This is a genomic window from Dehalobacter restrictus DSM 9455 (genome assembly GCF_000512895.1).
GTDB lineage: Bacteria > Bacillota > Desulfitobacteriia > Desulfitobacteriales > Syntrophobotulaceae > Dehalobacter > Dehalobacter restrictus.
This window is the reverse complement of the sequence record NZ_CP007033.1, coordinates 393,512-413,669: the sequence shown is the minus strand read 5'-3', so window position 1 is coordinate 413,669 and position 20,158 is coordinate 393,512. Positions and strand designations below refer to the sequence as shown.

General features: G+C 42.4%; 26 protein-coding genes. 4 read left to right on the top strand and 22 right to left on the bottom strand.

The features are described 5' to 3' along the window. Nucleotides 1-9: 9 nt before the first annotated feature. The 17 genes from DEHRE_RS01995 to DEHRE_RS01915 form a co-directional block, all read right to left on the bottom strand. Nucleotides 10-789: a hypothetical protein gene (locus tag DEHRE_RS01995; protein ID WP_025205160.1), complete on the bottom strand. Its 780-nt coding sequence runs from the start codon at nt 787-789 to the stop codon at nt 10-12. Further along, nucleotides 770-1,036 (bottom strand): hypothetical protein, encoded by a 267-nt coding sequence (locus DEHRE_RS01990; RefSeq protein ID WP_025205159.1) that lies wholly within the window; start codon nt 1,034-1,036, stop codon nt 770-772. Before DEHRE_RS01990 ends, DEHRE_RS01995 begins: the two co-directional genes overlap by 20 nt. Nucleotides 1,037-1,060: 24 nt before the next feature. Further along, nucleotides 1,061-1,579, bottom strand: coding sequence for a prepilin peptidase (locus DEHRE_RS14275; protein WP_141690677.1), 519 nt, complete (start codon nt 1,577-1,579; stop codon nt 1,061-1,063). Nucleotides 1,580-1,605: 26 nt separating this feature from the next. Then, on the bottom strand, nt 1,606-2,130 hold the full coding sequence (locus DEHRE_RS01975) for a TadE/TadG family type IV pilus assembly protein (protein ID WP_025205157.1): 525 nt from the start codon (nt 2,128-2,130) through the stop codon (nt 1,606-1,608). 12 nt (nt 2,131-2,142) lie between these two features. Beyond that, nucleotides 2,143-2,553, bottom strand: a complete 411-nt coding sequence (locus DEHRE_RS01970; RefSeq protein ID WP_242837013.1) for a TadE/TadG family type IV pilus assembly protein — start codon at nt 2,551-2,553, stop codon at nt 2,143-2,145. 102 nt (nt 2,554-2,655) lie between these two features. Beyond that, nucleotides 2,656-2,832 (bottom strand): hypothetical protein, encoded by a 177-nt coding sequence (locus DEHRE_RS14955; RefSeq protein ID WP_167539422.1) that lies wholly within the window; start codon nt 2,830-2,832, stop codon nt 2,656-2,658. Between the two features lie 19 nt (nt 2,833-2,851). Next, complete coding sequence (locus DEHRE_RS01965; protein WP_025205154.1) at nt 2,852-3,031, bottom strand: hypothetical protein; 180 nt, start codon at nt 3,029-3,031, stop codon at nt 2,852-2,854. Nucleotides 3,032-3,045: 14 nt separating this feature from the next. Further along, nucleotides 3,046-3,951: a hypothetical protein gene (locus DEHRE_RS01960; RefSeq protein ID WP_025205153.1), complete on the bottom strand. Its 906-nt coding sequence runs from the start codon at nt 3,949-3,951 to the stop codon at nt 3,046-3,048. A gap of 6 nt (nt 3,952-3,957) precedes the next feature. Continuing rightward, entirely contained in the window at nt 3,958-4,644 is a 687-nt protein-coding gene (locus DEHRE_RS01955; protein WP_242837012.1) for a type II secretion system F family protein, read from the bottom strand. 266 nt (nt 4,645-4,910) lie between these two features. Further along, nucleotides 4,911-6,335: an ATPase, T2SS/T4P/T4SS family gene (locus DEHRE_RS01950; protein WP_025205151.1), complete on the bottom strand. Its 1,425-nt coding sequence runs from the start codon at nt 6,333-6,335 to the stop codon at nt 4,911-4,913. Nucleotides 6,336-6,363: 28 nt separating this feature from the next. Continuing rightward, complete coding sequence (locus DEHRE_RS01945) at nt 6,364-7,167, bottom strand: nucleotide-binding protein (RefSeq protein ID WP_038603060.1); 804 nt, start codon at nt 7,165-7,167, stop codon at nt 6,364-6,366. A 20-nt stretch (nt 7,168-7,187) separates the two neighbouring features. Further along, nucleotides 7,188-7,958, bottom strand: coding sequence for an SAF domain-containing protein (locus DEHRE_RS01940; RefSeq protein ID WP_242837011.1), 771 nt, complete (start codon nt 7,956-7,958; stop codon nt 7,188-7,190). Between the two features lie 20 nt (nt 7,959-7,978). Then, entirely contained in the window at nt 7,979-8,557 is a 579-nt protein-coding gene (locus tag DEHRE_RS01935; RefSeq protein WP_242837010.1) for an EAL domain-containing protein, read from the bottom strand. A gap of 131 nt (nt 8,558-8,688) precedes the next feature. After that, entirely contained in the window at nt 8,689-10,470 is a 1,782-nt protein-coding gene (locus DEHRE_RS01930) for a C40 family peptidase (protein WP_025205146.1), read from the bottom strand. Nucleotides 10,471-10,660: 190 nt separating this feature from the next. Continuing rightward, on the bottom strand, nt 10,661-13,000 hold the full coding sequence (locus DEHRE_RS01925) for a VirB4-like conjugal transfer ATPase, CD1110 family (RefSeq protein ID WP_025205145.1): 2,340 nt from the start codon (nt 12,998-13,000) through the stop codon (nt 10,661-10,663). Next, a complete protein-coding gene (locus tag DEHRE_RS01920) occupies nt 12,993-13,358 on the bottom strand; it encodes a PrgI family protein (protein WP_025205143.1) in 366 nt (121 codons plus the stop codon). The genes DEHRE_RS01925 and DEHRE_RS01920 overlap by 8 nt, the downstream gene beginning before the upstream one ends. Before the next feature lie 54 nt (nt 13,359-13,412). After that, the gene (locus tag DEHRE_RS01915) at nt 13,413-13,610 is read right to left on the bottom strand and encodes a hypothetical protein (RefSeq protein ID WP_025205142.1); all 198 of its coding nucleotides are present in this window, start codon (nt 13,608-13,610) and stop codon (nt 13,413-13,415) included. A 90-nt stretch (nt 13,611-13,700) separates the two neighbouring features. Between DEHRE_RS01915 and DEHRE_RS01910 the strand changes: the two genes are divergently transcribed. Continuing rightward, a complete protein-coding gene (locus DEHRE_RS01910; protein ID WP_025205141.1) occupies nt 13,701-14,111 on the top strand; it encodes a hypothetical protein in 411 nt (136 codons plus the stop codon). A 30-nt stretch (nt 14,112-14,141) separates the two neighbouring features. Here DEHRE_RS01910 and DEHRE_RS01905 read toward each other — a convergent pair whose 3' ends face one another. Next, the gene (locus tag DEHRE_RS01905; RefSeq protein ID WP_025205140.1) at nt 14,142-14,981 is read right to left on the bottom strand and encodes a VirB6/TrbL-like conjugal transfer protein, CD1112 family; all 840 of its coding nucleotides are present in this window, start codon (nt 14,979-14,981) and stop codon (nt 14,142-14,144) included. A 418-nt stretch (nt 14,982-15,399) separates the two neighbouring features. Between DEHRE_RS01905 and DEHRE_RS01900 the strand changes: the two genes are divergently transcribed. From DEHRE_RS01900 to DEHRE_RS01890, 3 genes are all read left to right on the top strand, one after another. Continuing rightward, complete coding sequence (locus DEHRE_RS01900; RefSeq protein WP_025205139.1) at nt 15,400-15,768, top strand: hypothetical protein; 369 nt, start codon at nt 15,400-15,402, stop codon at nt 15,766-15,768. Nucleotides 15,769-15,783: 15 nt separating this feature from the next. Then, complete coding sequence (locus DEHRE_RS01895) at nt 15,784-16,284, top strand: hypothetical protein (protein ID WP_025205138.1); 501 nt, start codon at nt 15,784-15,786, stop codon at nt 16,282-16,284. A gap of 201 nt (nt 16,285-16,485) precedes the next feature. Next, on the top strand, nt 16,486-17,382 hold the full coding sequence (locus DEHRE_RS01890; RefSeq protein WP_025205136.1) for a toll/interleukin-1 receptor domain-containing protein: 897 nt from the start codon (nt 16,486-16,488) through the stop codon (nt 17,380-17,382). A 218-nt stretch (nt 17,383-17,600) separates the two neighbouring features. Here the strand turns inward: DEHRE_RS01890 and DEHRE_RS01885 are convergent, their stop codons facing one another. From DEHRE_RS01885 to DEHRE_RS01870, 4 genes are read right to left on the bottom strand one after another with little or no spacing between them, the layout of a single operon-like run. After that, nucleotides 17,601-17,828: a hypothetical protein gene (locus tag DEHRE_RS01885; protein WP_019225171.1), complete on the bottom strand. Its 228-nt coding sequence runs from the start codon at nt 17,826-17,828 to the stop codon at nt 17,601-17,603. A 5-nt stretch (nt 17,829-17,833) separates the two neighbouring features. Next, on the bottom strand, nt 17,834-18,136 hold the full coding sequence (locus DEHRE_RS01880) for a hypothetical protein (RefSeq protein ID WP_019225170.1): 303 nt from the start codon (nt 18,134-18,136) through the stop codon (nt 17,834-17,836). Nucleotides 18,137-18,166: 30 nt separating this feature from the next. Continuing rightward, the gene (locus tag DEHRE_RS01875) at nt 18,167-19,930 is read right to left on the bottom strand and encodes a VirD4-like conjugal transfer protein, CD1115 family (RefSeq protein WP_025205133.1); all 1,764 of its coding nucleotides are present in this window, start codon (nt 19,928-19,930) and stop codon (nt 18,167-18,169) included. Further along, nucleotides 19,917-20,108 (bottom strand): hypothetical protein, encoded by a 192-nt coding sequence (locus DEHRE_RS01870; RefSeq protein ID WP_025205132.1) that lies wholly within the window; start codon nt 20,106-20,108, stop codon nt 19,917-19,919. Before DEHRE_RS01870 ends, DEHRE_RS01875 begins: the two co-directional genes overlap by 14 nt. Between the last annotated feature and the right edge of the window lie 50 nt (nt 20,109-20,158).

Sequence of the window (20,158 nt, the reverse complement as noted above, 5' to 3'; positions counted from 1 at the left end):
TATACCCCCCTACATCTTCAGCTGGGTGTTTTCTTCAGAATCAACCTTCCAAACCCCGTTTGCCTGAAGCAAAATAATTCTTTCTTCATATTTGCTTACCCAATAGTTGCCCCCATTTTGCGCTGCATTAATTACGATGGTCAACTTCAGGAAAGCCCCTTCTTGATTATTTAACTGGGGGATTTGGCTAAAACTTATATCGTCAAGGCATAAAGACTTCACTTGTCTGGTATCCTTATTTTTGATGCTTTCCGATTTGAAATTCGGATAAAAGTTGTCCAACGAATTTTGGAAATTTGCCGTCGTGTAACTGCTTCCCGGCATTTGCGACATTGCCTCAAGCTTTTTATAATCGGTAGATTTGAACTCTACCAGCCACCTGGCGGCCGCTTCATAAACGACTTTCTCTTTGTCTGTTTTGGTAACATTGTTTTGGACATCAACCTGATGCCCCAAGCTATACAAAGATAACCCGGAGTTGGCGGGAGGTTTCTGCTCCGGCTCCGGCTTGCTTGGCTGATCCGGCTCAGGCTTTGGCTGGACTTTGGGCTCAGCACTGGACTCAGCTTTTGTTTCGCTTTTGACTTCCGGCTGTGGAACTTGCTCAGGTTCAGCCTCTTTAATCGGCTCAAGCTCCTTTTCCGGGCTTTGAATATTTTTTTGAGTCTGGGTATCCTGCTGGACCGGAACATTTTGTACCGGCTCGGCCTTTTTGGAACTGCACCCAAAAAGAATCAAGGACAAAACAAGAAGCAGAATAGAAAATGTTTTAACTCTTAACTTTAACATGGTCGTATCCTCCTTTCGGACCTACCGGAACATCCTCATCACCTATTTTAATATAGGTTTGGGAAAGTGTTTTTTTCTCCGACGGGTCAGCAGTTTTGCGACGTTCGTCCATATTCATCTCCATTTCCTCCAGCTGAGACAATATGGCAAGCGTGATAAACCTTTCCCTGCTCATCCCTATCGAAGCACTAAATCCTTCCGTTCTTTGATTTAAGTTATCCGAAACATCCAATTCCCATTTCACCATATCCACATCCCCTTAGAAATAATTTTAATACGAAAACAAGAATGATGTAACTATATAGCATAAAGAGATCAAAGCGGCTCCGCCGCCGGGGAAAAACCTGCTTTCTACACCATTTGCAAAGGAATTATTATTTTCTCCGATAGCTATCAAAACAAGGGAATCTGTTTTTACATCATTAATAGTTTGGGATAAGCCTTTAACCCGTACAGTTTGGAAAAAGAAATAAAAGAAAGCTGAAAACATGAAGAGAGCTGAATTAAAGAAGAAGGCCCCGGGTGTTAAAAACAGGCTGAGAGCCATCAGCAATTTAACATCACCTCCCCTCATCGCCCCGTGGGAATAGACGAATAAGAGAATTAAGAAAAGGAATAAAAAAGAAAAGCCATAACTTACTGAATATGTTTTGGCGTATATGATATAAATTATCCCAATAACAAAACCGGGTATTGTCACCCAATTATATATTTTCCGCTTCCGCCAATCCGTCAAAACACAAATTGACAGCATCATTAAAGGTACCAAAAATGCTAAATCATTGACCATTTCTTGCATCATCCTTACATTTCAAATTATGGTGAGATTTTTAAAGCAGCGTCTTTGGCTACTTTAATAGTCCAATATGGAGTTGAATTTACGATTTGTGTTAAGCCGCGACTTACTCTGACTTCAATATAAACCACATAGGACGGCTCAGTGATAGCGTGACTGTCTATCGGGCTTACTGCCGGCAAAACATCAGAATTATAGGTTTGATAATAAAGCGTTGCTTTATTAACATAAATCACCGGCGAGCCCGGTAGCGGATTGAGGTTATTGTCCAAAGATAAATTTTTCTTTAACATCTCTAAAAAAACAACATCCGCTTGCGTTGAGTCTATAGCCAAAATACCTTGGTTTAATCTGGCCTGGTCGGTTTGCTGGCTGGCCGCTAAAGCGGCAAATTTTATACTGTCTGTTATTCCTCGTTTTATGTTTATTGCGTGGTAGTAATCCGTCGCCCAGCCAATAAGGGCTAGAAAAATACCCAAAAAAATCAGCAGTTCAATTAAAGTTGAACCCCGGTCGTCTTTTATTATTTTATATAGCTTCTTCATAAACACCCTCATTTAAGGCAAATATTGACTCATGATTGTTTTGGTTACTGTAACCGTCTCCGATTTGGAAACCGGGTTCCCGCTTGACCAATCAGTAAATTTTCGGGGTCCTGTTATGGAAATTGTTATATATTGTCCATAAGCAACGCGGCTTGTATCACTGCCCGACCCTGTAATCGAAAATAAACCAGTATCGACGCCGGTGTGTTTCAGTTGATCTTTAATTAGATTTCGGACCTCTGTCGTAGTTCCTCCAACAATAGCAGCCCTTTCCAACCCGAGATTCACGGCATTAACCATTGAACCCTGTAAGTTATTAAGGAAAAACATCGATATAAATGTGAAGAATATCGCCATCCATAAGGCAAAGACAATCAAGAATTCAATCAAGGTAGATCCGCGTTCATTATCAGGATTTTTCATTTGTTTTTTTAGTAATTTAAGCATAATTTTAAGCGGATAGTATACGTCTGAACATATACTATCCGCCCTCTCCCTTCCTCCTCACGGTGAGGAATATTTTAATTATGGAGTGGTGATATTTGTTATACTGGTATTCATATCCGTCAATTTGCCCCGGATTGTAACAAACAACACCGATACGGCTGCCACCGTGGCCAGAACACCACCGAAGATCCAGATGATGTTTTGGACTAAATCACCGCCTTCATCCTGATAAAGGTTTTTTAGAGTTTTTCCCATAAAAAAATAACCCCCCTTCTTAATTAAGTTTGCTCATTCCGGCCGAGTCATTTGCTATTTTGGATGTTATTGTATTATATAGAATCACTGCAATGCCTATCGTTGCTAGAATGCCGCCAAACAGCAAGACGATATTTTGAACAAGATCCCCCCTTTCATCACGCAATACTGTTGTCAGATAGCAGACAATTTTTTTCACATATTGCCACCTCCCTACATTATTTGACCAAGGCTTTGATTAGCCTGGTATAGCAGCGGGACAAGAATTATTATCGGGATCATAATAAACGGAATTGCGGTCAATGCTTCGACAAGCATTTTTTTGTTTTTATACCGCCTTACTTCTTTTAATCCTTCAATATAATCAATATCCCGTGACCGGCTTGCTAAATATGCAACCATATTAGAACTATCAATTGTGATAGATTGCATTAAAATATCCGCTAAGTTTTTCAATTCATCAATATCAGTTTCTTTACTCAATTTTGCGAGTGCCGGTTTTGGCCCTGTTATTGACATCTCTTGCAAGAGTTTTTCTAAGTGAGGCCGTAATTTATTTGTTGCAAATAAAGCCCCGCGAATAGAATCAGGTATGGTTTGCCCCGCTTTTCTTAAATCAACAATATAGGTCATAATTTCCGACAGCTCATTGATAAGATCATTTTTGTATTGGTTATAAAAATACGCAAGAATGGCCGTAGGCGCTATTATCCCCACAAAAAAGCCTGCACAGATCAACCCTATTGCCATCAGCAAATCTTTCGTGGAAAAGCCTGCAAAGCCAAATAAGAGCGCAAATATGAACGGGGATACATTTTTAAAAGTCTTATATTCCGCATATCCTATCGGCATTGGTTTCCCAGGCTGTTTGAGTATTTCCAGCATGTTATCCGAACGATTATGCCCCGGCTTTTTGCTTAATAATTTCGTGATATAATTTGCCGTCTTTTTGCGAAGTTTTTTCAAAGCAGTATCTTGGGCTTGTCTATATGAAAGCACAGTAGTGCGCAGAGAATTTATCCTCTTAAACTCCTTGAGGTTTGTCTTAATAAAAAACGCCGCAGAAAGTAGCAATAAACCCATTGAAATTCCTATAGAACAGATCAATAGTATATTCATATTTACTTAATCCTCCATTGATAAGAATTTCAGTAACAGAGCAGCCTCAATTAAAATGGAGATTATTATGGCATTGATATAAAGATGTCCTATTGAGGATTGTTTTACCAGGGCGATTGAATCCGGCCAAACAAGACTTACGCCGAAATACGTAAGAATCATTACCAGCGTAAAAGCCACAGCTTTAGAGATTAGCGGATTAAGATCCTCTTTAATTGATTGGGCCCTGTTTTTTCTTGATCTGATTTTGTCTGAAAGCCTGTATAAAAGATCTTCCGTGTTGCCCCCGGCCATTCTCGAAGAAACGATAACGTTGTAAAAATCCCTGAAAGACTGCAGTTTTAGAAGTATCGATATTTTATATATAACCGTGTCGAATTCTTCCCCATTATTGACCCGGGACTGGATTCGGCTAAACAAAGAGCGCATTTGAGAAGGCATGGCAGCAATTGAATCCCAGGTTGCAGCTTCAAGATTATTACGCACAATATAATTGTTTAATATAAGATTGAAAGTGTTCAAGGCTTGTTTATTCAGCATTCTTCGCATACTGTGATAGATTAAATTTAACAATACCCACGGGATCATGAAGCCGACAATCATAAAAATAACAATCCCGAAAATATTATGGCTTACGATTACAGCCCCCGGATTCTGATAGATTGGATTCGGAATTTTTTCAGAAAGGATCACTATTGACAGGAAAAAAGCAATAAAACAAAACCCTATACTAATAAAAAGAAGAGCTTTTAAGCTCAACTTCAAATTTGTAATATAGATTCTTTGATTGTAATATCTTGCAAAATTACTTATCCTATTGTTATTTTTCACTTTGTCATGCAAATAGTTTATTCTTTTATTTATGAAACCTGATATTTGCTTCTTTTCTTTTTTCCCGAGAAACCATACAATTACAGACAATAAAAGCCCGATGCTTATTCCATAACAAAGAACAAGCGTCATACCAACCACCTCTTAACATCACCAGCATTTTTTCTGCCCTTGGCAATAAGACGATAAGCAAGTTTTTTGCTTATGGGGTTAAAGATCATTTTCCCGTCGCTGTCTCTTTTAAAAATATCTTTAATGACAATATTGCACTCCGGATCCAAATCCAATTCAGCTACTTGGGTGATTTCAATTTTTCTATCCACTATCCCTAACTGGATAATAATATCTACTGCCGTGACGATTTCAGTGTTAATTACCTTGTCACTGACATTGGAGATAGCTTGAACCTTGGTTCGTAATTCCTGACAGCATGATTCAGCATCATAGGTATGAATTGAAGCCATTGTATTTGCATGGCCGGAGCGCATGGCCCGCAAAGTATACATTGCCTCGACCGGAAAACGGATCTCGCCAACCAAAATCACATCCGGGTCCATTCTCATAACCTGCGGGTAGATATCCTCTACCCCTATAGGATTGTATTTTGTGTCGCGTTCCAGCATTTCAACAACCTCAAGGCCGGGGTAGTATTTAACCAGCTGCAGCTCCGGTCCGTTTTCGATAGTTATTATCCGCAAACCGCTTTCGGGATCGCCAGGACCGTTTTCATCCGGAATAAGATCTTGGAAAATCGAGGCCAAGGTACGGATCAAAGTTGTTTTTCCGGTGTGAGTCCCGCCGCTGACTATGATAGTAGCTCCCGCTCTTACCACATCCCGAATAAAATCAAGCTGCCGGTAAGAATGTTCTTCGCTCAGAATACTTATGATCTCTTCATACTCTTTATTAAGAGAGTTGCGTGATTTGCTCCTCTCAGCCTTTTTTAACGTCCCGATCTTTTCAAGTTCTTCCAAGGAAAAGTTTTTATCCCTGAATCTCCGGATATTTAAGGTAATTCCATGGCTGGGGACGATTGAGCTTTTATTGATTACAACCCTGCTTCGATCCGGAAGCCAAGCATTATCCACCATAGGGCTGCCCTCGTTGGCTTCTGAGTGGCAGGTGAGCAATATGCGTTCTGTTATTTTTTCAAGGTGGGACAGATCTGTAAACTTAATATCCTTTGCGAAATACCTGATTCCATTCTTTTTATAAGTAATTTGATACGGACCATTTACGCATATTTCTGTTATCTCCGTATCAAGAAGAAGGTCATGGATAACATCATACCCAATAATGAATTTATATACGCCCCAGGCAATTTCATCGATACTCATATCGGGTACATCCAGTTTCTCATGCCGAATGATATCTTTTATTACATTGCGGATTTGTTTTTGACATTCACCTACCCCGTAAATAGCATCATTAAGCAATTTTTGGTGATTTTCAGTCAATACTGACTGGATAATACTTGTTGTTTTATCTAGTTGATTTCTGCTGTCTGTGTCATATGCTTTTTGTTCAACAGCTTTAGCTGAACTGATTCTCATTTAAATATCCCCCAATTCGAATTCCGCATCAAAAAAATATACGACGTTTTTTTACGGCTTTATATAAATGAAGCTGCAACAGAATGTTTTCAATTGATTTATCAAATTTACCGCATTTTAACAATGGCATCAACGAAACAGTCGCGTTATCATAAATTACCTTGGAAACACCCGGAATTGTTCCGAGCAACGGCAACGCAAGATTGCTCTCAATTTTATTTTTTGTGTACAGTGCCTTATTTGAATATTGGTTAATGATCAGTTTGAATTTGCTTATTTCCATATTTCGGGCATGCAAATTGTTAAGCCATTTAGCGGTGTTTTCAATTGTGTTTCTGTTCTGGTCAACAATAACCAAAACATCTGTTGCTGTTTTAAGCGATACGTCTGTAGGAATAATCAGCGTATCGCTTTGTACATCAATAAAGAGAATATCTACAAGACCGGACAACTCAGAGATTATTGTACGAGCTTGAATATCCCCAAGTTTATCTATCAATTCAGGTTTTTTTATTAATCCTGTCCAACATAATAAATTTGGAAGGTTCTTATTTATGTGGGCGTTTTCCTTAAGTAACTCGTGATAAGAATATTTATCCTGCCAAGACTTAAGGATATATTCAATCGAGCTTTCTTTATCTTCCAGATCTAAAAAAAAGTGGAGACAGGGCGTTATTAACGAAAAATCCAACAACCCAATTTTTAAGTTTGTTTCCTTTGCCAGTTTTCGGGCAAGATTGCAAGCAAGTGTCGACTTTCCAACACTGCACACACTCCACAACGCGACTATTTTCTTCACCTGCTCATTAACCGCTTTATTTTCATCAGCCATAAGATTTCCTCCAATAACATTTACTTTTGAAGCTGAAGCAATGAAACAATAAAATCTTTACCAATATTCATCTGTGAATTTTCGATAACATTGTTTATGTTGTATAGATCCATAGCATTCTTATCGCGCTGCCCCAACGAAATAGTTCCCATTGTTTCGGCTTGTTTTATTACTAAAAACTGTTTAGACGTAACCTTTGCTATTATTTCTGTTGGGATACCGGTTGTTTGCTCACTGCCTGATAAACTCACAACAGATGCTGATCTATTTAAATTCGGGATATCTGCAGAAGATAATATCTTTCCCGATGAATCAGCAGTCGCTTCAATAAATAAACCTGTGACAATATATCCTGAAAGCGATAAATTGCCTGTTTGTTTCGGGTCAAGAGTTAAAACAAGATCGACGGTTTGTCCGTATTTGGCGAGACCGGCAATGGATCCGTTGTAATCTGTTTTGAAGGCAATTAATCGCGAATTCTCAACCTCCGCCTTCGTGTTTTGTTCTATCTTATCCAACCGCACCGGATCGCCTTCTTTTAAAGGCCAATTAAGAGACTTATTTACTACCTGGTTGATACTTGCTGCAACTCCTGAAGGCACACTTTCCCTTGGAACATTTTTAACTTTCAATTGTTGTGCGCTTATAACGGTATCTTCAGTAATATTTGTGGCGGCATAAACCACAGAAATCAAACCTTTTGCATAATCCATATAAAAATAAAGGCCTATGCCGCTCCCTAAAGCGATAACCAAACCTAAAATAAATAATACTCTTCTCAAAAAAACCACTCCTTAATTTATTATCACCTTCAACAAATAATTTCAGGTTTTCCGAGGAAATAACCTTGTCCGTAGTGAGAACCGTTTATCCTTGCAGCCTGCAATTGCTCACGGTTTTCTATGCCTTCAACTATCACCTTGGTATTCATTCTTGTGGCATGTCCGACAAAAGCCGTTATCAGGCTATCCCGGCTTAAAATATTCTTTGATTGGATGAGGCTTTTATCAAGCTTAATATATTCAGGCTCGACAAGACACAAAGATTCTAATGTTGCCGAACCGGTACCAAAATCATCTAACGCCAAAATAAAACCTAAATCTCTTAAGACATTTAAAGCCGTAAAGCAGATTGTATCCGATTCCGTTATTTCTAAAACTACATTTTTACCTTTTAAACATTCCCAAAAATAAGGATCGGGCAAGCTTGGATGAACGTTTATAAACGTCTTTCCTTTTGTACTTTTTCCGATCCGGCATATTTCCGTCAAAATCAAAGTTTCCAATTCCAGCACTAAATTATTTTGGGCAGCTTCCCAAAAGACTTCATTCGGCTTAAGATTTTTCCATCTGGCTAAAGCTTCAAAACCGAATACCTTTATTTTCTGCAAGTCCCAAATTGGCTGAAAAGCTATTTCTGTTTTTATCCTGCCGGACAAAATATTGTCCAGAAAACAGACTGAACTTCTTGATTGGCCATCCGTGATAATCACCCGCCTTTACTTTCAAGATAAGGAGACAGCTATTCAAAAAATTTAGGTCTGCCAATCATATAGAAGCCTGATGAACTTGCGCCGGAAACACTGGTTACCGCTACATTGTTCTCTCCGGCATTGCAATTGGCAATCAACATATCTCCGTTTTGCTTGCCAACAACTATACCCACATGGCTTAAGTCGAGATAGAACGCCAGATCCCCCGGCTGTGCGTTGCTCCAGTTTACTGGCGTACAGGCGGCATACTGGCTTGAAGTACCGCTTCCTATTATATCTACAGCATCTTTATTATTTTCCGCGTTGACGAATACCCATGCCACATATCCTGAGCAGTCCAGTCCGTAAGGCCGTACTGCCCCGGTGGTTAGGCTTCCCTCAGCTGTTACCTTGGTAAGTGTTCCCCACCGGCTGTCCCAGCCGATGACTGTGGATTTGCCGCCCCAAAAATAGCTTACTTTGCCGATAAGGGAATAAGCTGCCAGAACAGTATTTCTGCGCTGTTCATCTAAATCCGGCGGCAGGTTTTGTGAAATAGAAGCGATTTCCTGCGGAGAAAGAGTAATATTCGTATAGCTGCCGATAAGCTTCATAAATAGCTCTCGGTATTTGTCCTGTATCAACTCATTCAACATCCCCACTTGCTGCGGATTGAAATGATATTGGGCGAGCATGTCCGAATAAAATTTTGCGGTCACACAGATATGCAAAACAGTCTCGGTACTGGTTGTTTTCCCGTCCGTGTGCTCAATCGTTTCCAGCCAGTAGTCGATTTTATTCATATTCCAAAAGATGTCCCGCATTATTCCCAATTTTGTGTCGTCAAGGGTGGCAACTTCCATGCCTTTTTCCGGATCGGCAGCCACTTTCACCGCGTAAACTGCCAGGACGTCCCGCCAGTTGCTGACCATAGTGCTGTTGCCGTTGTTGGACAAATCCAGCGTATCATGCGGGTTTTCCTTCTCTATCTGTTCCAGTTGTGCCGTGAATTCTCCGTTCAGCCGACTGACGGCCTCCGACATTACCGGCGTGTTCTTGCCGCTGTCTTCGTTGGAAAAGAAAACCCCGAAAACCGAGCTTGACATAAGCCCTACAAGGCATACCAGCAGGATAACTACAACTGCCGCCCAGCCTCCTGCGGCAATCATAGCAATCAGGGTCTTTAATGCTGCAATGATCGCTTTAATTGTGGCCACCATTGTTTTTGTCGCCGCTTTTGCCGAGACACCTGCTACTCTCGCTACGGCCCGCGTTGCTTGCGCCATCTTTTTGGCAGATTGGGCGGTTTTAACGGCAGTCTGAGCTGCTGATTGCGAGGTCTTAATAGCAGTTTTGGCACTGCGTTCAGCGGTCTTGACTCTTCCTTGTACCATTTTAAACGTGTCTCTAGCCGCTTGTTTTACGCTTTTGCCGCTCGCTGCGTCAAATTGCTTGATCCTGCGCCCTGTTTGGCTGTAAGTTTTTTCAGCCGTCAACGTTGCTTTTTCTGCCGGTTGAAAAACTGGTTTTTGAACAAATTTCTGTTCTGTTCTTGGAACACTGGCTCCGGTTTTGAAGGTATGTTTCTTTAATCTCCAAACTGTGTTTTTGCCGTAATCTCCCGCAGTTGCCGTTTTTCGACCAACTGTTTCCGAACCGTCTTTTACTTTACCCACTGCCTCATTCACATAGTTGCCGTCTTCGTTATGCCCGTTTTGTCTAGTCTGCTCCTTCGTACGGATATAGGCGTTTTTCATCCTACGGGATACATCCGAGGCCTTATCTAACACCTTGATATCTTTAATAGTCGATTTTGTCCTTATTTCTTTCATAACCCTCACCGTCTTCCCCGCTAGTCCCCATCTTTCTGAAGGATTTACCGTTCCATTACGGAAAGCTGCATTAGGGGATATTCCAGACTCCGGCAATATTCGGGATAGCGCAGCCGGATAGTTTCCATTGTTCTTCCCTCCTCAATAAATGAAAAGGCTGCCCTTATACGGCTTTTCGCATTAAACTAATTTACTGGACTTCCACCTGTTCACCCGGTTTAGTAGTCATCAGGCGGTAAAGCCTGGTGTTTCGGGGGAATTGATCTGCAAAGGGTACCAGGGAACTACCCACCTTAATCAGTCCGTTTCCCGCGTCCACATTCGTAATATAGCTGAGCTGAAGATCGGAAATATTCAAGAGCCTGGCCAGTTCCATCCTGTCGGTCGAAGCCTGGTTGAGCATGACAATAAATTCGCTATTAGCCAGCATTGTCTTGGCCGTATGGCTCTGCAACAGATCATCGACATTCTGGGTTATGCCCGTGCAAAACGCGCCGTATTTCCGGACGCGCTTCCACAGGGTGAAAAGAAAATTGGCGGAATACTCATGCTGAAACAACAGGTATATTTCATCAATGATAATAAAGGTGTTTTTCCCCTTGGCCCGGTTCTGAGTAATCCTGTTCAGGATGCTGTCCAGCACCACCAGCATGCCGATGGGCAAAAGCTGTTTGCCTAAGTCCAGGATGTCGTAGCAAATCAGGCGGTTGTTCACGTCCACATTGGTCGGCTTGGCGAAAGTGTTCAGACTGCCGCTGGTAAACAGTTCGATGGCCAGGGCAATTTCCTGCGCTTCCGATTCGTCCTGCTTTATAAGCTCCGCATGAAAATCCTGCAAGGTAGGCGTTATTCCCTCGAAATTGCTTTGCAGGTACTTCCGGTATACACTCGCGGTGCAGCGGTCAATCAGGGACTTTTGCTTGGCCCCCAGGTTTTGGCCGCCGATCAGCTGCTCGCATAAGGAAAGAACAAATTCGGATTTCAGGATGACAGGGTTGGCCCCGTCCCCGTAATCCCGGTTCATGTCCATAGCATTGATATGATTGGGGGAGGTTGCGGAAATATGGATGATCTCGCCGCCCATGGCTTTGACCAAGAGCGAATACTCCCTTTCCGGGTCTATCAGGATAATGTCATCATCACTGGACAGGATCTGGTTGACTATCTCCCGCTTGGCAGTAAAGCTCTTGCCGGAACCGGAGACGCCTAAAATAAAGGAATTTCCATTGAGAAGACATTTGCGGTTGGCAATAATCATGTTCTTGGAAATAACATTCTGCCCGTAGTAAATTCCGCCGCTGTGGGAAATCTCCTGAGCCCGGAAAGGAATAAACACCGCTGTACTTTCGGTGGTCAGCGTCCGGATAGCCTCAATCTTTCTCAATCCGATAGGCAACGCCGTGTTCAACCCGTCCATCTGCTGAAACGTCAGGGTGGAAAACTGGCAGAGATGCTTCCGCACCGTAGTTAAGAGAGTCTCGGTGTCGCTGTCCAACTGCTCCTTGCTGTCCGCAACATGTACCATGGTGAGAACTGCAAACATCATCCGCTGGTCGCGGGTGGTCAGGTCGTCCAGGAATTCCTTACTCTCTTTGCGCTGCTGCTCCATGTCGTAGGGTACAACGGCAGAAAAGTTATTGTTCTGGTTTTGCCGCCGCTGCCAGTTGGTTATGTTGGTTTCCACCCCGAGCAGCCTGTTTTCCACTTCACGAACCGCTTCATCCGTGGGGATGGGGATAATATCCAAAGAGAGCATCATACTGCGGTTCAAGTCGCAGAGCTCGGACACCATGCTGTCTTTGATGTAACTGGCGTATTCCCTTAAGAAAATGACGCGCCCGAACTTGTTTCCCATGCGGAAATGGTCTTTTTCAAATTCGAAGGTATCGGGACAGATATAGTCCTTGAAGTCGTGTCCTTTTCGCATGGTCTCGGACAGGTCGAACCGGAAATCCGTTTCCTCGCCGGCACGGAAAAAATCATGTAGGATGCGCAGGCGGTCAACAGCGTCCAACTCCGCACACTTGGAACCCAGGTGGGAAAAATGGGTGATCAGATCCGCACCGATGCGGGAAAAATAGTTCCGTGCTTCCTCGATATTCTTTTTCAGCACAGAAACAGTTACATACTTATCCTGGACGATATTGCTCACACCAGTGGCCTTGTCCAAAAGCATCCGGTTGTATTCCGCCCGGTATTCGTCCAGCGCGTCCTCCCTAAGCGGAATTAGAATTGAGCTTTCAAAGTCCGTTTTGTTCAAGCGGCGGTTGTTGATGGTGATTTTGGTAGTCGCTCCACTGTCCAAGGAATTGAGCAGCTCAGAATAGGACAGGAACATCGCTTCCTTGTCTTCTTTGGAGGCTACTGCGTAATTGATATCCGTAAAACGAAAGGATTTGGAAAACTTGTTGCCCACCTTGAAAATTCCGTCCGGCCAGACAGCCTTGATGGGAATGACCTGCTGAACGCCTTTGGGGATAACAAACTTCTCCTTATCCTGCTTCATCATTTTTTGCAGGGTCTTAATCATGGCGTTTCCATTCCTCACTTTCCTTATTCTGCATGGTTTGTTTCAACGCTTCGTAATACATGTTTGTTGGATGGAAAGTCAGTTTTTTAGGCAGGAGAAACTCTGATTTGAGGTACGCCCATAAAAACTGTTCCGCCGTCATGCCATGATAGCGGATGAACCCCATGGCTGCAAAAGGGAACGCGCCTAAAATGCATACCCAGCTTACAGTTTCCGTGCCTATGACATTTCGCAGGCCGAAGTAGATGCCGACGGCAACGCCAACAGCCAGGAGGGAAAAAATAAACTGCCGCATGGACAGTCCAAAAAACAAGCTTTCCGTGTAATCCCGGATTTCCCGGTTGATTTTGACTTCCAAATTTAATCGCCTCCAATAAAAAAAGCCCTTAATAACTAAGCGCCGTTCGGATTCTTACCTTTCCTTTTGGTTTTTCTTAAGTTTTTCTTTCTCTTTTTGGATCTTATATACCAATTCGTCAACCTTGCGGTTTTGCTTCATAAATGCCTCATCCTCTCTAATGGGAATGCCCTTTTTCATGGCTTCTTCTCCAAGCTTATGAAGTTTTCCCTTTTCTTTTTCCAGCTTTTCGTTTAAGTTTTCCTTCTTCATGCTAAGACCTCCGATTGTTTGAATCAACGCAATAAACTTCCATTTTATTCCTGAATGCGGGATAATAAGCATAGGAAAGGAGTGACGATTATGTCAATCGTGGCAATTATATCCCTCTGTCTTACGGCAGGATTGTTTATATTTTCTTTAATATTTAAGGTAGCAGGCAAGCTCCGGCTGACAATTCCTATTGTCTGCTTGTTGCTGTTTGGCACCGTGCTGAACAAGTGGGCAGGAGAACATAAGACTTTAGCGTACACCATTCTTTTCTCACTGCTTGGCCTGACCGTATTAAGCTGGATTGTGTCGCTTGTAAAGGCGATACGGTGTAAACGGAACGAGAAACACTTTGAGGATGATGTCGCGTGGCAGATCCGGCGGGCAAGGGAGATGGGCATACCGCTTGACGAAATTCAGTTTAACGAACAGGGGGATTTGCTTGACCCAATGACAGGTGTACCTGTCATTTATGGGGAGGATGTTCAGTTCAAGGATATATGAGAATACCGGATTTTCATTTCCTATATCTTTTTATAATCCCATCATTTCCCGCACCACACGATCAGCCATTTTCACCGCGCCGACCAGCACCAGCATATTGAAAATGAGTTCCCCGACATAGGACCATACCATAGTCACTGCGCTGGCACCGGTATCCACCACCGGCGGAGAAGCTGCGAAGACGGAAAAGATAATGCAGGCCAGGACAATCATCGCCCCTTCCAGGCAGGTGGCAGCATAGCCTTTCAAGAAGGATACGCCGATGCTCTGGCTCGGCTCCCCGGCAAATGAAGCCAACGGCACGGGAGCGATGGCCGTATAAAGATAAATTTTAAAAAACCGGCCGTACACGGTTAGAATCATAATGAAGGACAGCACCGTGATGAATAAGCCGCCGAGCAGCGTAACAGCCCATAAGGGAATGCTCTCCCAAAAACCGCAATTCTCGACAGCCTGGACAATCGTATCCGGCAGGACGCTTTGGTTGGCCGTTCCGAAACCGGCACTGCTTATAATAGTGGAAATAATCCCCTGAACGATGCTGAATAGTGACATCATCAAGTCCAGCCCGTAGGTTACAACCGCTTTGGCCAAGGCGAACCGGATAAACAGCTTGAGCGCATGTTCCGGCTTTTTCACTTCAGCTAAGCTTCCGCAGGTTTTGACTACGCCGATGACAAAAAACAGAACCAGCAATGCCATGCCGACGGCCTGCAACGCACCGTGAATATTGACAATAACAGTCCAAATACCGCCGCCTTTAAATTCCGTTGGCGATTGAGTGATAATTTGAAGTATCTCCGCCAGCTTTGCATTCCAGGTTGCCAGGGCGTTATTGAGATTGTCGATGACCCAGTTGCCGCTTTCCAAAGATTGACCACCTCCAAAAAAAATAGGGAACAGGCTTTGTATTTGTCTGTTCCCTTTAATCTCTTATTCTTTTCATAGGTAATGCCGTTACATGATTAATTTATATCTTAAATCCTTTTTTCTTTTATTTTTACATCGCAATATACTATGTGTATGTTGAATAATTGGAAGTAAACCTAAAAATGCTGTGTATAAAAAAATTATATTTAAAGAAACAGAATACAAAAGGTTATTTTTGTCATAAGGCGAATTATGCTACTAAAGGAATAATCTGTTAAAATTACTTATTGTTATTCCCATAAATACGGGTATATGCGAGTGTATGTGCGATTCTTAGTTGTTAAATGAAATTGGTCGCAAACGCCGCGCCGTCCTGGCGCGCAACAGATATACATTAGATGATTGTTGGAGGTTCGGAATGGATGATCAATATTTAATTGCTACTGCCATTATTGATGGTGAGAATGAGGAGTTTTTCAGAAAAGGAAAAAAGGAGGATTTCTATTTACCTAAGACTTATTCGGAAAGAGAAATAAAACATTTACAATTAGAAATACAACAATTCAAGACTAGAATAAAGAATTCTTTTATTAGAGCTGGCCGCATCTATAGTGATGATTATAGTTTTTTAAAAAACCAAATTCCTGAAGTACTTGCCAGATTGTTAGAGATAGAACTTAATATGAAGATTAATTTCTATGGACAAGGTGCGGAATTTATATATTTTTCCAATGAGAGTAATTATAACAAAATTATTAGTGCATACAATGAACATTTTAATTTTTAAAGGGGAGTGATTTTTATGGAAAACTCAAAAAAATTAGAAGAACTTAAAAAGGCATGTTTGGAGAAAAAAGCTATCGCGACAGAGCTATATCAAAAAATTGGGAATGGTATATTACAAAGAGATTTTAAATTGTTAATTGAGAAGTATAATATCTCTGAAAATGATAAATCGTTTGAATTTAAGATATATGATGATGTCTTGGAAATTATTGATAGGCGGGAAGCGGCGTTCTTATGGGGTTTCGGAGTTATCTTAGATAACAACTTGAGATTAGGAGATGCATTCAAGTTTAACAATAAGATATACAGTGTTTCTTTTATCGATAGTATTACTGACCCCCAAATAATAATAGAAATTGAAAAAGTAATATTGGAATATAATGATACAATTGCCTACCTTACTGAAAATCCGGAATATACAAGTTATATATACCACTATGAATGTGATCATGAAGAATTAAAGTGTAAAGATATCTTTGAGGTTTATCAAAATGTCATGAATAGATTAGACGTATAATTTAGATTCAAGGGCCGACAATATAACAGCTCGGCTTCCCAGAGGCCACGGTGACTCATATCTGGGGTCGGAACGCCCGCGACGTCGCCAATCTGCCAGATTTCCGGCAGATGCCCAAATTCCCACTTCGTGGGAACTTCATGAATCCGGGCACCACGTTAGCGAAATGCTACTATACAAGCCAATGAGGAGAGTAAAGGAATGTCAGTATTTATAAGTTATTCTCATAAGGATTCAGATTTTGTTGATCAATTAGCGAATGCTTTAATAGAAAGAAACATTTATTTTTGGATGGACAGATGGGAATTAAATGTAGGGGATTCACTTACTGATAAAATTCAGACTGCACTTACAGAGGCATCATTTCTGTGTGTAGTATTATCTAAGTATTCTGTTGACTCTGATTGGTGCAAACGAGAAATAAATGCAGGCCTAATACGAGAACTTGAGGAGAAAAGAGTCGTTATCCTTCCAATTTTAACGGAGGATTGTCAAATACCTTTGTTTCTACGCGATAAACTTTATGCAGATTTTCGGAATGACTTTACTACAGGACTTAACGCTTTAATTTCTGCTTTATCTAAAGAGATTAATTCAAATCTGGGGCGAGTAGGAACCCCCCAATACTTAACAGACTGGGGCCTGGACTGGGGATTGCTTACACCTGATGATTCATTTGTTCTATATATAGATTCAATTAGCTTTGCAAAAGATCAAGCATGGTCTATTTTAGCAAACGCGACCATAGTTGCTAATGATAAAGCTACTAAAAGATATAAAGAGTATGTTGATATCGGGCTGGATTGGGTCATGAAGATAAATGTTCTTACTATATTTGCAGAAAACTTTAGCAAGGGTCAAGAACTTAAGCTTTTAATTAAAGATAATAACCGTGTTACTCAAGAAATAACAGTTGTTGACTCTAAGCTTGGATATGAATTTAAGTTAATAGTATCTATAAGGAGATTAGGAGAAGACACAGGGAAAGATATCTTATTCAATTACGGATCTATTCTTGAGATAATTGCAAGTTCTTCAATAAGCAGATCGAGAAAATTGACTAATGAAGAAACTTTAAAGTTGTTCTCAATTTTATAATATCAGAAGGGCTCCGTAGAGTAGCACTTCAGCTAAACAAGGCGTTCGCCGAAACTTTGTCTGATGAATGAGGAAAGACGCTTCGGGAACGTCCAGCCGTTATCGGCAATGCGCCATGCATGATAGTTTTTGTAGAAATCATTTTTATTTGGGAGAGCATACTTCCCGCCTTCCCAAGACAAGCCCGCATTTATAGGCGGGCTTGTCTTAATGTTCCCCTATCGGCATGGTTCATCCCTGCCAGACATTTTATCCCTGATGACGCCATACTTGTCATCAACATAGAATTTATTGACAAACGGGTTGAAGATTGCATGACACTTGATGCCGTTAAATTTGGCAAGATAATCGTTGTCACCAAGCCTCTTGAGAATGGTAGCTTCCCGCAGCTCACCGTTTAGTGAATGAATATGCATTTTTTCATTGATGGGGAAGTTGTTAAACATTGCGATCATCCTCCTGTAATCAGGATAAGGATCTCTTTGGCAAAGGTAATAACCACACCGCCCGCCAGCGTCAGGAAGCCGTTGGCCCGCTGGGACGGGTCGTGGGATTTTAGGGAAAGACCAATTTGCACAATGGCGAAGCCTAAGAGAATCATCCCGATAGCACGGATGAGTCCGAAAATAAAATCAGACAGGTTGTTGACGACTGTCAAAGGATCGCCCGCTGCGTAAGCAGTTACGGGAACGGCAACAGTTATCAACACTAACAAGCAACTTATCGCAATGATCTTTTTTGCCTTTTTAGACATTTTCACAAGTTACCACCTTCAATATATTTTTTAGGATTGCAAAAGAACTTCCAGCTCTTCACCGGAGAGAAGCTCGTAATTGCTTTCTTCGTTAAGGCTTAAGGCTCTCCAGTCCAAAGCGTTTTCCGCGCCTCCGTGCCGATACGGTTCTCCGCCGCCATCAACCGTCAGCTTCAAATTGGGATGTTTGAATATATCGTACTTGTCATCAAGTACCGCCCGTTCGCTTCGGATGAACAGAAGAGCATAACGGTTATCCAGCATCCGCACTTCATCGGGAGTCAGAAGCTCTCGCCCCGATAATTGATAATTGGTAGAATAGCTGCCGTTCCTTCCCCGGCTCTGTCCGTAACTGTTGACATCGATTGTTTCCTTGCCTAAAAGCTCGGAAACATACTTATGAGTCGATTGCTCGTTGCCGCCTAAATACAAAAACTCGTCGCAGTTGCCGACAATGGATTCCCAGCTGTCTTTAAACAGCGCTTTTAGCTGCGCCAGGTTTTGCAGGACAATGGATACGCTGATCTCCCGGGAGCGTACGGTGGAAAGCAGCTTGTCAAACTCGTCCGGTAAAGCAACATTGCTGAATTCATCCATCACAAAATGGACATGGATGGGAAGCCGCCCGCCGTACACGTTGTCAGCCAAAAAATAAAGCTGCTGGAAGAGTTGGGTATAGAGCATGCCGACGATGAAATTAAATGACGAATCATTATCGGGTATGACGGCAAAAAGCGCTGTCTTGCACTCTCCCATGAACGGGAGCTCCAACTCGTCCGTTGAAGTGATACCTGCAATAGAGGCAAGGTTAAACTTCTCTAAGCGAACACCCAGACTGATCAAAATAGATTTGGCCGTCTTCCCCGCCGCAAGCTTAAAGATGTTGTACTGCTTGACCGCCAGGTGCTCCGGCTCGCGCATTTCCAGCCGTTCAAACAACTCGTCGAGCGGGCTTTGGTAAGTTTCGTCATCCTCCCGGATTTCAGCTGCGGCGATTAATTCCATAACCATCGGAAAATTCTGTTCTTCCGGCGGCGCTTCGTACAGCAGGTACAGCGTTAATGCTTCCAAGAGCGCGGTTTCGGAACGCTCCCAAAAAGGGTCGTTGGTATTGGAGCCTTTGGGTGTGGTATTGCGGATCAGGTTGGTCACCAGTTTGAGCACATCCTTGTCGTCCTGCAGATAAGCAAAGGGGTTGTAGCAATGGGAAAGCTGCATGTTGATTAAATCCAATACCTTGATTTCATAGCCTTTGGCTTTCAGCAGGCTGCCCGTATCCCGTAGAATTTCGCCCTTGGGGTCGAGCACGACAAAAGAGGTGTTGGCCTGCATCACGTTAGGCTTGGCGTAAAAACGGGTCTTGCCGGAGCCGGAACCTCCGACTACCAGCACGTTTAAATTCCTTTTGTGCTTCCTGCCATTTAGGCCGATGCAGACATCCTTGGTCAGGATTTTATTTTGGAACCGGTCTTTATCCCGGTATTTTTTATTGACAGCGGCAGCGCCGCCCCATCGGGCGCTGCCGTGTTCCTCCCTCCGTCGGTAATTGCGTTTGGTGGAAAGGTAAATCCCGATGCCGAGGGCATAGGCGCTTATGAACAGAAAAATGCACTTGGGTGTATCTTTCACCCAGACCAGGTCAAAGGGATTATTCAGCGCCGCCGTGAGTTTAGCAAGAATTTCTAGAAACCCGCCCGACATGGCCGGAGCAGTCAGCATGGCCGCCCATACTACGGGAATTAAAAAAACCGCAAAGAGTACCAGGTTGCTCTTTGCAGTCTCAGCGCGCCTCATCTTGCTTCCTTCGTTTCAGCTTTTTAGCCGGAGCGTCAATGGTTTTGAGCAGCAGTTCGTCCACAGCGTCGGTCGGTCGTTCTTCTTGAATCAGGTCGTTTCTGAGTTCGTTTAAGGCATTGACCATCACGCCTTGCTCATAAATGTCTATGGTAAGCACCCGTTCCGCGTCTTTCATGACACTTTCCTCCTATCTTTTTTGATTCTAACCAGCAGTACGTTTTAGAT

Excerpts from the sequence above, each read along its gene's own strand:
- DEHRE_RS01995 (WP_025205160.1), bottom strand. The coding sequence starts at position 789 with ATGTTAAAGTTAAGAGTTAAAACATTTTCTATTCTGCTTCTTGTTTTG.
- DEHRE_RS01990 (WP_025205159.1), bottom strand. The coding sequence starts at position 1,036 with ATGGTGAAATGGGAATTGGATGTTTCGGATAACTTAAATCAAAGAACG.
- DEHRE_RS14275 (WP_141690677.1), bottom strand. The coding sequence starts at position 1,579 with ATGGTCAATGATTTAGCATTTTTGGTACCTTTAATGATGCTGTCAATT.
- DEHRE_RS01975 (WP_025205157.1), bottom strand. The coding sequence starts at position 2,130 with ATGAAGAAGCTATATAAAATAATAAAAGACGACCGGGGTTCAACTTTA.
- DEHRE_RS01970 (WP_242837013.1), bottom strand. The coding sequence starts at position 2,553 with ATGAAAAATCCTGATAATGAACGCGGATCTACCTTGATTGAATTCTTG.
- DEHRE_RS14955 (WP_167539422.1), bottom strand. The coding sequence starts at position 2,832 with ATGGGAAAAACTCTAAAAAACCTTTATCAGGATGAAGGCGGTGATTTA.
- DEHRE_RS01960 (WP_025205153.1), bottom strand. The coding sequence starts at position 3,951 with ATGAATATACTATTGATCTGTTCTATAGGAATTTCAATGGGTTTATTG.
- DEHRE_RS01950 (WP_025205151.1), bottom strand. The coding sequence starts at position 6,335 with ATGAGAATCAGTTCAGCTAAAGCTGTTGAACAAAAAGCATATGACACA.
- DEHRE_RS01945 (WP_038603060.1), bottom strand. The coding sequence starts at position 7,167 with ATGGCTGATGAAAATAAAGCGGTTAATGAGCAGGTGAAGAAAATAGTC.
- DEHRE_RS01930 (WP_025205146.1), bottom strand. The coding sequence starts at position 10,470 with ATGAAAGAAATAAGGACAAAATCGACTATTAAAGATATCAAGGTGTTA.
- DEHRE_RS01925 (WP_025205145.1), bottom strand. The coding sequence starts at position 13,000 with ATGATTAAGACCCTGCAAAAAATGATGAAGCAGGATAAGGAGAAGTTT.
- DEHRE_RS01915 (WP_025205142.1), bottom strand. The coding sequence starts at position 13,610 with ATGAAGAAGGAAAACTTAAACGAAAAGCTGGAAAAAGAAAAGGGAAAA.
- DEHRE_RS01910 (WP_025205141.1), top strand. The coding sequence starts at position 13,701 with ATGTCAATCGTGGCAATTATATCCCTCTGTCTTACGGCAGGATTGTTT.
- DEHRE_RS01900 (WP_025205139.1), top strand. The coding sequence starts at position 15,400 with ATGGATGATCAATATTTAATTGCTACTGCCATTATTGATGGTGAGAAT.
- DEHRE_RS01895 (WP_025205138.1), top strand. The coding sequence starts at position 15,784 with ATGGAAAACTCAAAAAAATTAGAAGAACTTAAAAAGGCATGTTTGGAG.
- DEHRE_RS01890 (WP_025205136.1), top strand. The coding sequence starts at position 16,486 with ATGTCAGTATTTATAAGTTATTCTCATAAGGATTCAGATTTTGTTGAT.
- DEHRE_RS01885 (WP_019225171.1), bottom strand. The coding sequence starts at position 17,828 with ATGTTTAACAACTTCCCCATCAATGAAAAAATGCATATTCATTCACTA.
- DEHRE_RS01880 (WP_019225170.1), bottom strand. The coding sequence starts at position 18,136 with ATGTCTAAAAAGGCAAAAAAGATCATTGCGATAAGTTGCTTGTTAGTG.
- DEHRE_RS01875 (WP_025205133.1), bottom strand. The coding sequence starts at position 19,930 with ATGAGGCGCGCTGAGACTGCAAAGAGCAACCTGGTACTCTTTGCGGTT.
- DEHRE_RS01870 (WP_025205132.1), bottom strand. The coding sequence starts at position 20,108 with ATGAAAGACGCGGAACGGGTGCTTACCATAGACATTTATGAGCAAGGC.